Origin of the sequence: Niastella yeongjuensis (assembly GCF_900110245.1) — a bacterium.
GTDB classification, from domain to species: domain Bacteria; phylum Bacteroidota; class Bacteroidia; order Chitinophagales; family Chitinophagaceae; genus Niastella; species Niastella yeongjuensis.
The window spans coordinates 680,658-696,570 of the sequence record NZ_FOCZ01000004.1; the positions used below are offsets into that span (position 1 = coordinate 680,658).

At 39.1% G+C, this 15,913-nt stretch carries 23 protein-coding genes; 13 read left to right on the forward strand and 10 right to left on the reverse strand.

Annotated elements, in window-relative coordinates:
* Positions 1-31 precede the first annotated feature (31 nt).
* From BMX95_RS14025 to BMX95_RS14065, 8 genes are all read left to right on the forward strand, one after another.
* Entirely contained in the window at positions 32-322 is a 291-nt protein-coding gene (locus BMX95_RS14025; RefSeq protein ID WP_081202973.1) for a DUF6922 domain-containing protein, read from the forward strand.
* Positions 300-1,046 carry a nucleotidyl transferase AbiEii/AbiGii toxin family protein gene (locus BMX95_RS14030; protein ID WP_081202974.1) on the forward strand — a complete coding sequence of 249 codons (747 nt, stop codon included), beginning with the start codon at positions 300-302 and terminating at the stop codon, positions 1,044-1,046. Before BMX95_RS14025 ends, BMX95_RS14030 begins: the two co-directional genes overlap by 23 nt.
* Positions 1,047-1,802: 756 nt before the next feature.
* Positions 1,803-2,003 (forward strand): helix-turn-helix domain-containing protein, encoded by a 201-nt coding sequence (locus tag BMX95_RS35495; RefSeq protein ID WP_262493613.1) that lies wholly within the window; start codon positions 1,803-1,805, stop codon positions 2,001-2,003.
* 70 nt (positions 2,004-2,073) lie between these two features.
* A complete protein-coding gene (locus BMX95_RS14045) occupies positions 2,074-2,454 on the forward strand; it encodes a hypothetical protein (RefSeq protein WP_081202976.1) in 381 nt (126 codons plus the stop codon).
* Between the two features lie 9 nt (positions 2,455-2,463).
* Positions 2,464-3,402 (forward strand): toprim domain-containing protein, encoded by a 939-nt coding sequence (locus BMX95_RS14050; protein ID WP_081202977.1) that lies wholly within the window; start codon positions 2,464-2,466, stop codon positions 3,400-3,402.
* A 183-nt stretch (positions 3,403-3,585) separates the two neighbouring features.
* The gene (locus BMX95_RS14055) at positions 3,586-3,939 is read left to right on the forward strand and encodes a plasmid mobilization protein (protein WP_081202994.1); all 354 of its coding nucleotides are present in this window, start codon (positions 3,586-3,588) and stop codon (positions 3,937-3,939) included.
* Positions 3,936-4,946: a relaxase/mobilization nuclease domain-containing protein gene (locus BMX95_RS14060; protein WP_165759039.1), complete on the forward strand. Its 1,011-nt coding sequence runs from the start codon at positions 3,936-3,938 to the stop codon at positions 4,944-4,946. Before BMX95_RS14055 ends, BMX95_RS14060 begins: the two co-directional genes overlap by 4 nt.
* Positions 4,947-4,972: 26 nt before the next feature.
* Complete coding sequence (locus tag BMX95_RS14065) at positions 4,973-5,563, forward strand: hypothetical protein (RefSeq protein ID WP_081202979.1); 591 nt, start codon at positions 4,973-4,975, stop codon at positions 5,561-5,563.
* A gap of 107 nt (positions 5,564-5,670) precedes the next feature.
* Here the strand turns inward: BMX95_RS14065 and BMX95_RS14070 are convergent, their stop codons facing one another.
* The 5 genes from BMX95_RS14070 to BMX95_RS34970 form a co-directional block, all read right to left on the reverse strand.
* On the reverse strand, positions 5,671-5,889 hold the full coding sequence (locus tag BMX95_RS14070) for a hypothetical protein (RefSeq protein WP_081202980.1): 219 nt from the start codon (positions 5,887-5,889) through the stop codon (positions 5,671-5,673).
* A 46-nt stretch (positions 5,890-5,935) separates the two neighbouring features.
* Positions 5,936-6,373 carry a hypothetical protein gene (locus BMX95_RS14075; protein WP_081202981.1) on the reverse strand — a complete coding sequence of 146 codons (438 nt, stop codon included), beginning with the start codon at positions 6,371-6,373 and terminating at the stop codon, positions 5,936-5,938.
* Entirely contained in the window at positions 6,370-7,158 is a 789-nt protein-coding gene (locus tag BMX95_RS14080) for a hypothetical protein (protein ID WP_133053999.1), read from the reverse strand. Before BMX95_RS14080 ends, BMX95_RS14075 begins: the two co-directional genes overlap by 4 nt.
* A gap of 20 nt (positions 7,159-7,178) precedes the next feature.
* Positions 7,179-7,835, reverse strand: coding sequence for an XRE family transcriptional regulator (locus tag BMX95_RS14085; RefSeq protein ID WP_081202983.1), 657 nt, complete (start codon positions 7,833-7,835; stop codon positions 7,179-7,181).
* A 116-nt stretch (positions 7,836-7,951) separates the two neighbouring features.
* The gene (locus BMX95_RS34970) at positions 7,952-8,758 is read right to left on the reverse strand and encodes a hypothetical protein (RefSeq protein ID WP_177193694.1); all 807 of its coding nucleotides are present in this window, start codon (positions 8,756-8,758) and stop codon (positions 7,952-7,954) included.
* 391 nt (positions 8,759-9,149) lie between these two features.
* Between BMX95_RS34970 and BMX95_RS14095 the strand changes: the two genes are divergently transcribed.
* The 5 genes from BMX95_RS14095 to BMX95_RS14115 are packed head-to-tail and all read left to right on the forward strand — an operon-like array spanning position 9,150 to position 11,916.
* Positions 9,150-9,410 (forward strand): helix-turn-helix domain-containing protein, encoded by a 261-nt coding sequence (locus BMX95_RS14095; protein WP_081202984.1) that lies wholly within the window; start codon positions 9,150-9,152, stop codon positions 9,408-9,410.
* Between the two features lie 11 nt (positions 9,411-9,421).
* Entirely contained in the window at positions 9,422-9,949 is a 528-nt protein-coding gene (locus tag BMX95_RS14100; protein ID WP_081202985.1) for an SF0329 family protein, read from the forward strand.
* Complete coding sequence (locus BMX95_RS14105) at positions 9,939-10,757, forward strand: tetratricopeptide repeat protein (RefSeq protein ID WP_081202986.1); 819 nt, start codon at positions 9,939-9,941, stop codon at positions 10,755-10,757. The genes BMX95_RS14100 and BMX95_RS14105 overlap by 11 nt, the downstream gene beginning before the upstream one ends.
* A 59-nt stretch (positions 10,758-10,816) precedes the next feature.
* Complete coding sequence (locus tag BMX95_RS14110) at positions 10,817-11,287, forward strand: hypothetical protein (RefSeq protein WP_081202987.1); 471 nt, start codon at positions 10,817-10,819, stop codon at positions 11,285-11,287.
* 23 nt (positions 11,288-11,310) lie between these two features.
* Complete coding sequence (locus BMX95_RS14115) at positions 11,311-11,916, forward strand: SMI1/KNR4 family protein (protein WP_081202988.1); 606 nt, start codon at positions 11,311-11,313, stop codon at positions 11,914-11,916.
* 377 nt (positions 11,917-12,293) lie between these two features.
* Here the strand turns inward: BMX95_RS14115 and BMX95_RS14125 are convergent, their stop codons facing one another.
* From BMX95_RS14125 to BMX95_RS14145, 5 genes are all read right to left on the reverse strand, one after another.
* Entirely contained in the window at positions 12,294-13,214 is a 921-nt protein-coding gene (locus tag BMX95_RS14125) for an ADP-ribosylglycohydrolase family protein (RefSeq protein ID WP_081202990.1), read from the reverse strand.
* A 55-nt stretch (positions 13,215-13,269) separates the two neighbouring features.
* Positions 13,270-13,776 carry a hypothetical protein gene (locus BMX95_RS14130; protein ID WP_081202991.1) on the reverse strand — a complete coding sequence of 169 codons (507 nt, stop codon included), beginning with the start codon at positions 13,774-13,776 and terminating at the stop codon, positions 13,270-13,272.
* A gap of 119 nt (positions 13,777-13,895) precedes the next feature.
* Positions 13,896-14,105 (reverse strand): hypothetical protein, encoded by a 210-nt coding sequence (locus BMX95_RS14135; RefSeq protein WP_081202992.1) that lies wholly within the window; start codon positions 14,103-14,105, stop codon positions 13,896-13,898.
* Positions 14,106-14,208: 103 nt separating this feature from the next.
* Positions 14,209-15,426 (reverse strand): site-specific integrase, encoded by a 1,218-nt coding sequence (locus BMX95_RS14140; protein WP_081202993.1) that lies wholly within the window; start codon positions 15,424-15,426, stop codon positions 14,209-14,211.
* A gap of 194 nt (positions 15,427-15,620) precedes the next feature.
* Positions 15,621-15,913: transposase (locus tag BMX95_RS14145; protein WP_143067615.1), on the reverse strand; the 293-nt coding region annotated here is incomplete at its 5' end.

The window sequence follows — 15,913 nt, forward strand, 5'->3', positions numbered from 1 at the left end:
AATACTCAGGAATTTGTGGTAATTTTAGGGTATGGAAGCCGGAAGAGATATTGGTATTTTGTTTCCCAAGTATGCATTTTGGGACGTAGACCCTGACAAATTGGATTTATCTCGGGATAGGAACTTTATTATTTCCCGGATCTTCGAACGAGGAAAGTTCGATGATGTACTTTCATTTATTGTGATCTATGGAAAAGATGAGGCAGGTGCAATTTTACAGAATAATAAGTACCTGAGTAGGAAAGGGCTTTTTCTTGCCCACGCTTTACTAGGATTACCATTACAAGATTTTAAAGCCTATGCTTCACTTAAACACAATTGACCTTCCACTTTTTCAAGTCCTGACAGATTTTTCAACGCTACCAGAATTATCCCCTTTTTCACTGGTTGGTGGTACGGCCCTTTCACTACAAATGGGCCATCGTAAATCAGATGACCTTGATTTTTTTACCGATCGGTCTTTTGATATCCTGGACGTAAAAACAGCCATCTTACAGTATAACCCGGATGTCGTGTTCTTAAATGAAACCAGGAACGGAATGAGCTTTACTCTCCCCCTGCCCGGTCGACCAGATGATTTCCGAAAACTTGATATATATAATTGGGCCGTAAAGTTTATTCGCCCAGCCACCGTTGAAGGAGAAATCCGCCTTGCAAGTCTTGAAGACATTGCAGCCTTTAAACTCGACGCCATTTGTCACAGAAAGGAAAAGAAAGATTTTGTAGACATAGCCGTTTTACTTGAGAAGTTTTCTTTTGGACAAATGATCGAGTTTTATCAGGAAAAGTTTCCAATGAATGACAAAAGCATTGTACTATCAAATATAGTTGATACAGATGGGTTAGAAAATTCTGTTGAACCTGTTATGTTAATAGACTTAACCCCTGCTTTGGCAATTCAACAAATAGAAGAAAAAATAAAGGAATATTCGCAATCCCAAATCGATAAAAAAGCTCAGTTGGAACAAGAGCGTTTTAAGAAAATTGCAGACCTGCTGGAAAAACGCAATGAACGGGACAAAAACCGAAAAGGTAAATCCCTTTGAGCGGACCTGCTTATCTATTTGGTCACTCACCTACTCTGTTGAAATTGAGACAGTTGTTAAATAAGTTGATCTTTAACTAGCGTAATAATCAACCTTACCATCCTTGGTCCTCGCAAAGGTGACATCAATTTTCTTTTCAAATTCATTTGCGCATTCCTGGGAGCATAGCCAGCCCATGTTAGGCACCGGTACATTTCCGGATTTATAACAGTCCTCTGCACTTGGCTCCATGCCTTCTTCAAATAATTCCGCTATCACCTTGCAGCAATTGTGACATTTCACATATTCCTTACCTGTTTCCATTTTTTGTAAAAACAATATTTAGCTTATTTACTCAAATATACCCTCAAACCCGTGATTTTTCCAATATCTAAGTATACTTAGCTTTTCCCCACCCACTCGTTAACGTATGTTGCATCCCTAAAACAGTTATGTGTATGAAAGATTTTGTGCAGAATGGTAACACTGTTACCTACATATTTCCGTCGTATGGGTCAACGCAACCGCGGCCACGGACCCAGTTAAATTTTTCTTCCCGAGCCTCGTACAAGACTCTGATATTTCCCTTTTTCCTTAAAGCATCTTTACATTATTATTCACCATTAAACCAATAAGTGTATGAAAGAACTATCCCAAAAGGGAAACACTCCTATGTTGTTTCCCTATGAACCAACTGAATACTGGCAAAACATCCGCCAAATAATCAGGGAAGAGGTAGCCAAAATAGAAAAATAAAGCCCGCCCAAAGAAAACGTTTTGGAAACGTCAGGATTAACCTACAAGCCGCTTTTAAAGATCGTAGAGTTGTGTTCGCTATTCCAGGTAACCAAACCTACTATTTACAGTTGGATCAAAGCCGGAAAACTGAAACCGGTAAAAGTAAGATCGAGGGTTTATTTCCTGTTCCAGGATGTTCAGAAACTTATGAGTACAGAAGTCCCGGACCCGAAAATTTAAGCCTTTCTTTCACCAGCCCCCTCCCTACCTTTTTTGAAACACCTATTATTAAAATTTAAACTTAATTCTTATGGCCGAATTTAAAAGGCAAATCTTTCAGCTGAGTACCGGAAAGCAAATAAGGCTTCACGGAACCAGCTTCTTTATAAACCGGAATCTGGAAATCGGTGAAGGGTTTGTTCCTAACATCTTCTCCGAGTTTGAAGAACACTCGGAAGGAAAATCCTCCCCCACCGTATCCAATCCACACAAGTTAACGCTGGAAGAATTGCACGAACTGGCGGATTACAATATCCGGCTATGGCTGGATCTAAAAGATAGTCTCCGCAGCAGTGGCATAAATAACCCGAAAGTTTTCAGCCGGGAATCTATTCGCGGGACCGATAATAACACCACTGATCCTACGCCCAAATACAAACGGGGAAAACCTAATTCCACTAAAGAAGCTTAAAATTCAAATATGAAACAGTTATCGTGTGAACAGGCAAAGCAGATAGATATGGTCGATTACCTGGCTTCGTTAAACCATCACCCACAAAAAATACATAACGAGGATTATTGGTATATATCCCCGTTAAGGCAGGAACGAACCGCTTCTTTCAAGATCAACCGAAAGCTCAGTGTATGGTTTGATTTTGGGACGGGGAAAGGCGGCGACCTGATTGATTTTGGGACATGCTACCATAATTGTTCCGTCAGTGACCTGCTTAAAAAACTAACAAAATACAAAAAGCAGGCTCTTTCTTTTCACCCGCCTACTGAATTTGGTAGGGTTATGGTTTCAACACCCCGCATTGCTGGTGAAAATAAAGAGAATAGCGAACCTAAAATTGTGGTGCTGGCTACCCGCGATTTGTGCGCCAATGACCTGGTGGCCTACCTAGGAAAAAGACAAATCCCCCCGGAAATTGCCAACAGATACTGCCGGGAAGTTGATTTTTCTTTGTACGGAAAGCAGTATACGGTTATTGGTTTTCCCAATAAAGCCGGTGGTTATGAACTCCGAAGCGAATACTTTAAAGGCAGCAGTTCGCCAAAAGACATAACACTTATTGACAACAAGTCCGAACAGATTGCCGTATTTGAAGGTTTCTTTTCCTTCCTTTCATTTTGCACCATCAATAAAAACCAGACGGCTCCGCTGGCCAATAACTTAATACTAAACTCCCTCTCATTTCTTGATAAAAGCCGTGACCTCCTGGAAAAATACCTGCGTGTTCATCTGCTCCTGGACAGAGATGCAGCAGGCATAAACAGTACGCAAAGAGCATTGAACTGGAACCGGGACAAGTATATTGATCGAAGTGAATTTTATGGTGGTCACAAAGATCTAAACGACTGGTTGATCCATGACCGGACAAGTTTGCAGCAATCCCAACGACTGGGGAGAAAGCTATAACCCCAAATAACAGACCTATGAATTGACAGTAGGAATAGGGCTACCAACCAGGAGAAAGATGAATCAGCTTTTATGGCGAGCGGTGTGTTTGTAGAACAAAAATTGCCTGGGGCCAAACACACGCTCGCTTTTTGCTCCCGTTGGTCGCAAAAAGAAATACAAAATACATTTAAACTGAAGCGCATGAAACATGAGGAAAAGAAGAAAAGGAAAGCCGGAAGACCGGCTCAAGTTGTCAAAAAAGAGATCAATGCAAGTGTGCGGTTTAGCCGTGCCGAGTATTTTATTGTAAAAGAAAAAGCCGCCAGTTGTGGCTTTTCAGTTTCAAATTATATCCGGAAGGCTTCCATTTACGCCACAATAACTCCTCGCTTAACCGCAGAAGAACAGCATTTTGCCAGGCAATTGGTTGGCATGACCAACAATATGAACCAAATGGCAAAGGCATGTCATCGGGAAGGATTATTCGAGACCATGATCTTTTTTGAAAACTATCGCCAGCAATTAAATGAGATCATTAAAAAATTGAAATCGTGATCAGCAAAGTAGTTCCAGCCGATTCAGTTTATCATACCTGCCGGTACATCTGTAATAAACCTGGAGCGGAAGTGCTAGCAACCGATGGCGTAAGGGAGTTTGATTACAAGCTGATGGCGGAGGATTTTATCCGTCAGCAACAACTGCGCCCGGGAAAACAAAAAGCGTTTTTTCACAGCATCCTAAGTTTTCATCCTACGGAAAAACCATCCGACGAAACATTAACAACAATTGCCGGGCAGTACCTGGAGCGAATGGGAATTGTAGACACCCAATATTCAATCGTAAAACATACTGATAGATCACACTTACACCTGCATGTTGTAGCCAACATGGTCGACAACAATGGCAATGTGATAAAAGATAATTTCACAGGATTACGGGGTAAAAAAGTAGCGCAACAGCTAACGCAGGAATACAAATTAATTCCTGCAATAAAAAAAGACCTCGCGCTTACCAATCTGGAAAACATGAACGAGCATGAGGTTGCCCGGTATAAGATATATATGGCCATTGTAGAAAATCTGTCGCATTCTAATACATTAAATGAACTCGTAACACGGTTGCAAAAACTGGGAATTGACACACAATTTAAATACAAGGGTCAGACAAAGGAAATACAAGGTGTAAGTTTTAAAACTGGTAATTTCTCCTTTAAAGGCAGCCAGGTTGACCGGAAATTTTCTTTCGCCGGATTACAGAAAGCCTTAGGCCAGGTGATTAAAGAAGACGCTGAAAATTTGCTAAGTGGAAAGAAAGAATCGATCGCGCCTCAGGAGACAAAACAGGTTTTCCGAAAAATACATTCTTTGTCAAAACGTAATTCCCCAAATACCTCCCTGGATAATTCCGTATCGAAAAAAGCTGTCGAGGTCTTTAAGCAAATGAACAATTTATTGGAGGATCTTCTAAAAACCGAATCGACCCAGGACCATCTGCCCTATGAATTTTCCCAGAAGGGATACCATCGGAAAAAAAAGAAACAGTCACACAGGCATAAACGGTAACCTTTTAACAGACAAATAGGTAAAATATGACACAACAAAACAATGATATGTCCACCCCTTTTACAGAAGTGGTAACCAATAAGATGAAAAAGCAGGACGAGCAAATTGCAAGCCTTCAGGAAAAAACGAACGCAATTCCAGGCATAACAAATGAGATTTCTGATTTTAAAAAGCAGTTAACCGAGGTGAAAGTTGCTATTACTGCCATCAGGTTTCCTACCAGGCAAATGGAAGAACTATCAGGCAAACTCGTAACCAGTGTAACTTTATTAAAGCAGCCGGTAGAAAATAAAGTATTGCACCATCACCACTTTGATAAGATAATAATTATTACAGCAGTACTATTTGTTATTCTGTGTTTGACATTCTGCGGCTGGTATAATACCAGTCAAAAGATTGATCAATACCGGGCTAACGATTATAAATATCGATTTCTTAAACTAAAGAGCGATCCGGCTGTCCATCGATTACTCTTGTCTACAGATAGTTTACACCAAAACAATCCCGGCTTCGTCGATGAACTTTTACATGGAGAGGATTCTGTTCGTAAGATGATTCAGCAGCTAGTAGATGCTAAGGAACGGGAGGTGAGTGATTTAAAAAATAAATTGAAATAATGTTTTGTATCTGAAATGCGTATAAAAATAAAAGTCCCGGCGTAGACACGTCGGGGCTTCATGGTAATAGCTCTGATTAGTAGTTTTATTAAAACAGTGGCCTCTTGTTACTGACTCAATTTTTTGAGTGGCCCTTCCAGAATTTCACTGTCTGCCAAACCAGTTATTTCCCTGATCACCTGCAAGGCGGCGGCTTTGGTGAGATTATCGCTATTCTTTTGAATATACCGGGAAATGGTAAATTCAGTACAACCCAGCACATCCATCAATCGGCGGCGAGTAGCCGGGTTGTTTATTGCTTGAAGTGCCTTTTGACTAAGTTTCATAATGGACAAGTTTAATTCTGATGAGGATTTATTTAATGGCATATTATTAGGCGTTTAAACTTTTTATGAGTTTATCATATTTGCTTTTATAGCTAATAATCACCTCTGTCGAAATATGTGATGTGTCGCAAATATCCCAAAGCAGTTGATCGAATTGTGCTAGGATAAGATTATTCCTTTCCACCTGGTTGCAGAATTCAATCATCCGTTTTAGCAAATCACATAAGATGTCAATTTCATGGCAGCTCATGTACTTCTTTAAGTGAATAAGCACCTCGCTTTTGGAAAAGGCCGCTAACGCCGATGCTGAGGAAAGCGAATAGTTAAGGAGATTATCTGAAAAGGTAACATCTCCCAGAAGGAAGTATGATACAGCAACTATTCCGTCGTCATCGCAATGATCAGGAGTTACTTTTTTAAGATATTGTTCTATTAGGTCAAGTAATTCCATTTCATGTTGATCTCTGGTATTATTGTTTTTCATTTCCTACATAATAAATTATCAATGTCAGTAGAAGCAATAGTATTATTCCTTTTGGGCCTGGGAATACAATTCCCATCTACCAAGCTAAAGATCGCCACAATTCTATCTAATAGAAGTTCCATATGTGGACCATCAGGGTTTCTTGTGGATACATATTTGATTGTTTCATTGTCATCCCCAGGGAGCAGTTCCCTTATACTTACCTGATCAGATATATCGATAATTAAATAGTAGCGATCGGTTTGCCAGTCTATTTTGTTGATCCTTTTTATAGCTATCCTGGAACCGGGTTCTAAATCTGTTGCCATGCCAATGTGATCAATGTAAATCTCTCCATCTGCCTCATGCTTTGAAGAATTTCGGAAAGCAACAATCCCTTTACGTTCTCCAATTTGTGTAAATGATAAAGGAGAATTGGTGCCTCTGTAATCAGCTACCGGTATTGCCAGGTCAAGGGGAATCCATACCAAAAAAGATTTGGACGGATTTTCAAAGCCCCATTTTTCATTTTCTTCTTTGGATTCCTTGAATGCACGTATTAGATCAGGGTTTTTAGCTACCTGCTCCAATTTTTCCCCAACGGTATCAATCTTTGAGGTAAGAAATTTTGGAAAATAATTGTACTTGGCGCATTTACTAAAAGAAGAAAGCTGTTTTTCTTTATAACCGCAATACAGCACTACATCAAGAATAGATATATCAATATAACTTGTAATTTCTTTAAGTAATAGGCTGACCCGTTCCTGTTTCTTTTTTAATATGTGAGTATCTGGACCACTCATCATACTCCTTCTGGATATTTTTTCTAATACTTAATAATTGCCGCACCTACTTTGAAAATAGCTTCTATTTGATCGAGGTTTCTTTCCATGGGTGGAAATTTTGACTGGTCAGGATTATCAGAAACCAACCGAATACTATTATCCTTTTCCCCCTGGTAAACTCTCCTGATGATACCCTGCCAGTTGGTGTCGATTATGTAATAATATTGTCCGGAAAAAAGAATCCAGTTGTCTGTTAGCCGGGTAATTGTTATCCGGTAACCATTGCTGAAGGTTGGTTCCATACTGTCACCATTAACTTCAACAACACCATCTACAACTCCAAGAAAAGGAGCATTGATGCGATCCACAATTAACTCTGGTTCATTATTGGAAAAAATAATACTGCCGGTGGCCACTTTGCCATCAGTTTGTGGAACTGCCGGACGATTATTTCTTAAAGACAGCCTCAATGTAGATGGTTTCTGATTTTCCGTTTCAAAGGCTTCTTCTTCCAACTTACCTTCCATCTTATCCAGGTATGCCTTCAATATAAAATAGTCCTCTATTTTACTGGGTTTTGTTCCTTTTTCCCATTTATACAGCGTTTCTTTTGCAATACCGGTTTCAGTTGCAATAACAGGCATCTTAGTACCTGATCGTATTCTGAATTCCCGTAATCGAACACCAATATCTGTCATACCTCACTAGAAAAAAGGGTTGAATAATCTGGTTTCAAAAGTTGTTCAGCTGACTTTATGAGACAAAGAATATCTCGATATGTGTCGAATACTTCCCAAGGACTGGCAATTTGATCTCACCAGGGGCCGGTATGGCTTATCCCTGCTTCTAATAGATCTTCCAATTCTCTCATGATGTATACCATAGGATATTTTTCAAAAAACTCCATAATTACCTGCCTGGGGTTGCCGGCTTGTTGCTTACTAAGAAGGTGAGGTGTATAAACTTTTTGACCCCATTCCTTTTTAGATGAATCTGATATTCTTTGCAGATTGATTATATACAAGGATTCGATAAGAAAATGTAAATGATCCATAAAGGTTACTAGGGTCTGTCGATCATCCGCATTCCAGTATGCATCATCCTCAGAAACCAATGCAATTTCTACCCATTCTTTTAAACAATTAGGGTACCATTTTGCAGGATTAAATACATATCCTATTACATATAAGGGATCATCATTTACATATTCAATTAGTCTTTTTTCCTTATTAAAGATTTCACCAGCGTCGGGATTTGATTCCGGATGCGTTGTCCGGGTTGAAGGAGTATTTATTTCTCCTGCAGGCTGGTTGGTTTTAATAACAAAAGCAGCTTCAAGAACCTCCTCTAATTTTTCATAAAAATAGATATGATTACTTCGTTCAAGCGGTTCACTAGCTATACTTCCATCGCTTGAAATAACGGCTAAAAGCCATTGCCATAATACTTCCCGGGTTTCATTTAAATGATAACCTTGGAAAAAGTCATCAAAAACAAGAATTGGATTGTTTAATTGCTCTTCGGAAAGGCGCAATGGCTGATTGTACCATTGGGGATGTTTGTTGTAGGATTTACCAGAAAAGGATATCCCAGGGCGGGAGGTGTTTAATGGCTCATTCATCTGTAAAGATTTTAGGTTACCTGATATGGTTTGATGAGCCCCTGGGGAGGTAGGTTTGGGAACGAATTAAAACGGGCCAAACACAAAGAATATAAAAAGGGTTGATGCCTACCGCCCCTGCCACACAGGCCCTGAGAAGCCCCCTACCATATGGTAGGCAAATGCGAAGGAGCAAAATAGGCCCAACCCTATATTGTAAATATAGAGATTGGGCTTCACTTACTCTCGCATTTGTTGAATTTCTCAGGTTCGTGTGGCGAGACTCGTGAATAAAACCTCTTTTAGAGGTAGTTTCCAATTATACACAAGGTAGGAAAAATATTGCCATTTGGTCGAATTCGACCAAATAGTTTTCCACAAATGTACCCATCTTACTTTTTCAAGAAGCACTATGGATACAAAAACTAAAGAACAGATCAGAAAACAATTTGGAGAATACCTTCAACGGCACCGCGAGAATGTACTAAAAATAAAAAGTGTACGGGAATTGTCGTTCACATCCAATATTGACAATAGTAAGTTAAGTAAAATTGAGAAGGGGCAAGTTAACTTTGGGTTTGATAACTTATTGGAGATCGCAGTAACCTATAAACTAAGTCATAAAGACGTTTTAGGTTTTGCTATCAAATCTTTAAAAGACCACGAAGGATAAATGTCAAATTTATGATGTGGAGCAAATTAAAGCAACTTACAGAAGAGAAGTTTGCAGACTCTGTTAGAAAACGAGTTGAAATTTTTTCTACCCGCTATAATAAACCTAATAGTTCGACCGGACGGGGATGGATTACAATAGATGGTATTGAAGTTGTCAATTTTTCTACAATGAAATCCGGAGAAATCTATTGTTGTATATATCATGAAGCAACTTCAACAAACTGTTTAAAACATCCGGCTGTCAAAGATGAAGAACGAACACCAGGGCTACTAATTGAAGAAGGTGAGTTCTCTCGTTTTGACTTACATAACTGTTGTTTTGAATATCTGAATCTTACTGTTGAGGAGGGCCTTGCCCACCCTAGTCCTTTAATAAATCTTTTGGCTGTCTTGGATAGCCGTTTGGGAAAAAGAAGACTGCCGTCTTTAGCTAAGAAAAAGCATCATCCTTTGGTTATGCGGTTGTTGGAATTCCGATTGGTTCAGGAAGGATTTAATTTGAAAAATAAACAAGAAACAAATAGATATGAGGATTGAAGCAAATCTTTTTTACCTGTTATTTTTTATTTTTTTCTCATGCCAGCCCAATAATAAAAGTATGATTTCTGAAAACAACGCAATTGTCTTTAAAGACAGTTCTGGCAACATTTTATCTGAAGCTGATCTTTCTAACGTAACAGGGAACGTTAACTACGAAATAAAAGCAGATCAATATGTAAACTCAAAAGCCAGAAGTCTCCATGATGAGGCGAGATCATTTGGCCAATCTGGAAAGTATGATTTAGCTATTAATAGGCTTGAGCAAGCAATGCAAATTCAGCCGAACTGGGCGTATCCAATTTACGATCTTGCATTTACTTACCTTCTAAAAGGAGATTATAGAAACGCATTAAAATATTACATACAAACGGATTCAGTAGAGCCAAAGGGCTTTTTTACTGCCAAAACAGCTATATATGCATTGGAGGGGGAAAAAGCAGGAAAATTCCCAAAAGGAATGTATTTATCTTATCTACAAATCGAATGGGCCGATGACACAAATAAAAAGCTTGAAATTGCGAAAGCCATCACAGAAAAATTTCCAGGTTTTGCACCTGCGTGGAAAGAAATTGCAATATTAACAGATGACAGGCAGGAAAAACACACCGCCATTGAACATGGACTTTCATTAAAAGCAGATAGCGAAACGAAAGGCATACTATTGATCAATCGTGCCCTCGCTTTAAATGAAAACGGCAAGAAAGAACAAGCCATCCAGGTTCTTGGTAGTTACATATTTTCTCCAGATGCAACCACAGGAAATACAGAGCTAGCAAAGTTTACTTTAAAATCAATTGCAAAATAATTGTATACAAAACCCCTGTATTCGAAATACATGGAACATTAGTGACAATTATAAAGACAATGGCGATATTAAAAAAAATAGAAGGTAATGAACTGTATTTGTACATGAATGGAAATCTCATATACAAACGCTGGCTTGACACTGGCCAATCAAAGGTGTTTGATATTATGGCCTATGATAAATATACACTAACAAGCATTAGAGACTTAGAATATGAAAATCCTGGCGAACTGATTTCAGTAAAGGCAAGGCTAAAACTTAAATCAACAGAAGAAGGTGGTCGACAAACTGGATTTATTAGTGGGTATAGACCAAATCATGTTTTTGAATACCCCGACGACGGAAAATTATTACAAACATTTATTGGCGATATAATACTTGATAGCCAAGCCACTTTTGAGCCCGGAGAAGAAGGAGAAGTAACAGTTCGATTTCTAATTAATCAACCAATTGAAAAATATTTGGAGAAGGGAAGGGTTTGGTGGATACAAGAAGGGGCCAGACAAATCGGGCAAGCCGAAATAATTTGACGCAAATTTATAATATTACCCCAATGAAACCATCAGAATTCCGTCAATTAAATAATTCCATCGATAGCTTCAAAAGAATAAAACAAGAGAGCGAAAAGCTCTGGGAGAAGGTCGAACTAGAAGAGTGTTGGGGATTTCAAATCCAGGAAGGAAGTAAATGGAAGAAGGGCCTTACCGAAGAAGAATTGTTAGATTTTGAACGTCAATTGGGTTTCAGGTTTCCTGATTCATTGAAAAACTTCTTAAGAACTATGAATGGACTTGATAGACCTGGAATAAATCATACCGGCAACGATGAAGATACTGAGTATGGTCCTACATTTTATTCATATCCTGAAGATATTGAGAAAATTAAGGGGCAAATTGAATGGGTTTTAGAAGACAATAAAGTTTCCGAATTAGACCTTTTATCGGGAAAAGTGCCTTATGTTTTTCCTTATTTAGGACATAGATGTTTAGTCTGTGATAAAAACCAGAATGTGTTATCAATGCATGGCAATGATATCATTTATTGGGGTGTCAATTTGAGTCAGGGCATAGCCCATGATATATGGGGGTTTTGGCAGAAAACACAGACTAAATATCCTGAAGTTTCTTTTTGGAACAACATAGCTGAAAAGAATAGTTGAATTAAAGAACCTATCGTTAGTTATAGGAACACCAACTGAATGTTTTTAGAATGCTCAAAAGGATACTTAAGTACATCAGTTTATTACTGGGATTCGAATTTGCTCTATTTATAGCGCTTATTATTACATCGATGACCGATGAAAGACCTCCTGAAATTGCTGCGTATATCGGTTGGACATTAAAATACATCTTTGGATTTCCACTGGTGCTAGTCAATAACAACTATCCGTACTTCCTCGATAGAGGGGATACTCCAATCGTATTTATATTCTTTTTGACCATACTTAATGATTTCATATTAACTTTAGGAATAATCGGCATTAAGACTCTATTTCGAAAGAACTTAAGCACCGAAAAATAATCCTGAAACAGCCAACTACTCTATAAGTTTTTGAGTTTTACAAACAATCTCCAACATCCATTTATATTGATCTACTGTTTGTAATTTTAACAAAAGTTGTTCAGGGAAATTATCAATTCCAAGCAGGGCACCAGCTATCTGGCCGGCTAGGGAGGCATTGGTATCCGTATCACCACCTTCATCAATTACGCTTTCGTACATTTTGTGCAAACCAATTTTGATGACCTGCGTTGCGGCGAAGATGGCAAAAGGAACAGAATTTACTACATATCCATCCTTTCCTAATTTAGCAATGGATTTTATATCAGACTTGTTTTGAATAAAATTAATATCAATTAATCTGTCACGTACCCGTGTATCAGGTAATTCAGGAATTAGCAGATCAAACAAATTGTTTTCACCGGTCCAGGCTCCCGATAATACTGCTCTAATACTTAGAAATATAGCTAAAGCTCCAACATAGGCCTCATCATTCCGGTGAGTAATCCTACAGGCATCCCTGATATCTTCCCTTGTTATGCTGCCAAGGAATGCAAGCGGAGCAATACGCATTGCAGCACCATTACCTGCTGCAAATTCTCCGGATCGCCCCACCTGACTCCAATGTGCTCCGGCCTCTAATTCAACAATAGCCTTTAATGTACTCGCCCCAATCCCTGTCAACCTTCTTTCTTTGTAATAGCGCACAAAAGCCTGCGCCAGCAGGTCGGGAGCAAAGCCAGGGGAAGTACACATGGTTTCACAGGTCGCCATGGTTAGTTGTGTGTCATCAGTAAAAGCCCATTCTCTAACCGGTTCCTTTATTTGACCTAAAAAGAAAGTTGCTTTATTATTCGGAGTGCTTATATTTTCAAACGCACTACCCCAAGCGTCCCCAATTGCACCACCTATCATACAGGATTCGAACTGTCGTTTTAGCATATCAAGATCGGTCATAGTGGAATCAATTTTCTATCCGTTCTACCTATTAATGATGCCTTAGGTCTCCCTGCTACCCTCCCCAAACAGGGTCATCTAAACCTGGTGGTGTCACATTATAAGCCTTGCGTGCAAAATATAAAATACAACAGTCAGCAGCATCTGCAGGTTGAATGGAATCTATTTCATACCAAAATTCTTTTCGATCTGTTGAATAATATTTCCATGTTCTGGTTTTTACGTTTTTTTCAGAGAATAAAGGACCATTAGCCTTGAATACTTTATGACTATACCACAAATAATCTTTATAATTCATTCTTGCAAATACTCCTGAATAAATACTAAACATTTGTGTAGTAGTCATGAGAAAAAAATTCCCATTATCTAATTGACAACTCAAAACTGGAGCATCGCCTCCTGTCAAAAAGATATCATATTGTGGTAGTGAAAAGTCAGGGATATATTCTTTAAATACGTGAGTATGTAAAACATCATTCCCTGTAATTAAATTATCAATTCCATTAGAATATCTCCTGGTCAATTTTTCAATAGCTTGTGTATGAAAATCTAAGGGTTCCATAATACACTAGTTAATTAAAATACGTACTATCGAGTAGTGTTTAATTTGATTTCCATACTTTAGTTATGTTATCAACTCTGAGTTTATACTTTCCATTCTTAATAATATAGAACAAATAATTAAACCGTGCAATCCGGGATTTCTAGTAACATCATAGCTTCTCCAAGCCCCAGATTTAATTCCGTTTTCGTAAGCATTAATATTTGCATATAACCTAAACCATGTTTCATAAGCTCTTCTGGAACGTACTTTAAATTACCTTGATCATTGTTATAAATCGAGTAAAAAACAGATTTAATTTCATCAGAGAACTGATCTTGCATTTTCATATAGATTTCACGACCAAAATAAAATAAACTTTTTCCAATACCTAACTTATCTATCTAATTGTTTTTTTATCGCCAACTTGTTCGAGGAATTTCCAAAAGTCAACTACCTAAACTTCTCCCGCAACCCCTTCATATCCTCCCCAATTTTCTTATCCAAGATCTTCGCATAGTGCTGCGTGGTTCGCAGGTTCCGGTGGCCGAGCATCTTTGATACGGTTTCAATAGGAACCCCGTTAGTGAGCGTTACAGTGGTGGCGAATGTATGCCGCGCAATGTGGTAGGTAAGCGTTTTCTGTATCCCGCACACGTCAGCTATTTCTTTCAGGTAAGCATTCATTTTCTGATTGCTGAGTATTGGCAGCACCAGGTCTTTGCCCTGACAATGGGGATGGCCTTTATACCGGTCAATGATGGACAGAGCAGCTGGCAGTAAGGGAATCCGGGCAGAGATATCTGTTTTCTGCCGACGGCTTACCAGCCATTGTTCACCATCAACGCCAATGATGATCTCGGAGCGTTTGAGCTTCTTTACATCAGCGTAGGCCAGACCGGTATAACAACTGAACAGGAAGATGTCGCGCACCACCTTAAGCCGGTCGGTTGGGAATTGCTGGGCGACCAGTGTTTGCAGTTCGGTTTCTGTAAGGGCTATCCGCTCCACTTCCCGCATGGTCATTTTGAAATTAGCAAACGGGTCCTTTACCAGCCAGCCATGCCGCACACACCGGTTGATCACCTTCCGGAAATTGGATAGGTACTTTATGGTGGAGTTGTGGTTGCACTTCCGCACGCTCTTTATCCAGAATTCGTACTCGCTTATAAATTCATAATCCAGCTTACTAATATCGATATCATCTACCTTGTATTTCCATTGCAAAAAGGATAATGTATGCCGGTAAGCCGTTTGAAAACGTTCAAGGGTACCCAGCGCATATTCCTGACCTACCAACTCCGCCATCTGGTCGTTATGTTTCTTAAACACTTCCATCAGCATGTACTTATGCGTCTGGATTTCCTGCCCATGAAAAACGGTTTTAATGTTCTCCGCAGTAACCGGATGGCCATGATGTAGTAGTTGTTGCCGGGCTTCGTACACTTTCCGTTGCAACAGATCGAGATAGGAATTCAGCGACCGTACGTTTTCCGTTTTGCCTTCTGCCCTACCTGCATCGGCATTCCATTTGGCCGGGTCCCATTTCCGTTTGGTGCTTATATCACAACCAATGCAATCAACAGTAATGTGGAGGTAGATAAAATGCTCAACTGCTTTGCTGCTTTTAGATTTCTTGATGAAGAAATACAAACCGAAACTCTTTTCCATAATGGCGCTGCATTTAATGGTTTAAAATTACCCCAACGGGGCAGTTAAATTCCGAGTTCAGTTCTTACAAAGTGTTAATAAACAGCGTCGTATGTAAAGTTTCTCGCGTCTTTTTAAAGTTAGGTAAGACGCCACGGATGACGCAAGAAACGTACCCATAAAGGATCAAGTTAAATTTTTGGGGGATTGGGTTTTTACGCATAGATTTTCTGGAGTCTGAATAAGAAGAAGTTAATATCTCTTACACCTCTGGCAGAAGCCCTAAAAGATTTTATTTTGGCATTAAAAGCTTCTGCAGAAGCGTTGGTACTTCTGTTGTTAAAGTAGTTGAGTATAGTCAAATAGTGGGTTTCAATTGATCTGGCAACGGATCTGAAAGAATCAATACCAGCGGCTTCTACTTCATTATACCATAAAGCCAGCTTTTTAAAAGCCTCTTCTTTGCACTTGCAGGAGTTAAATATGATAGTCAGTTTCATTGATAGAT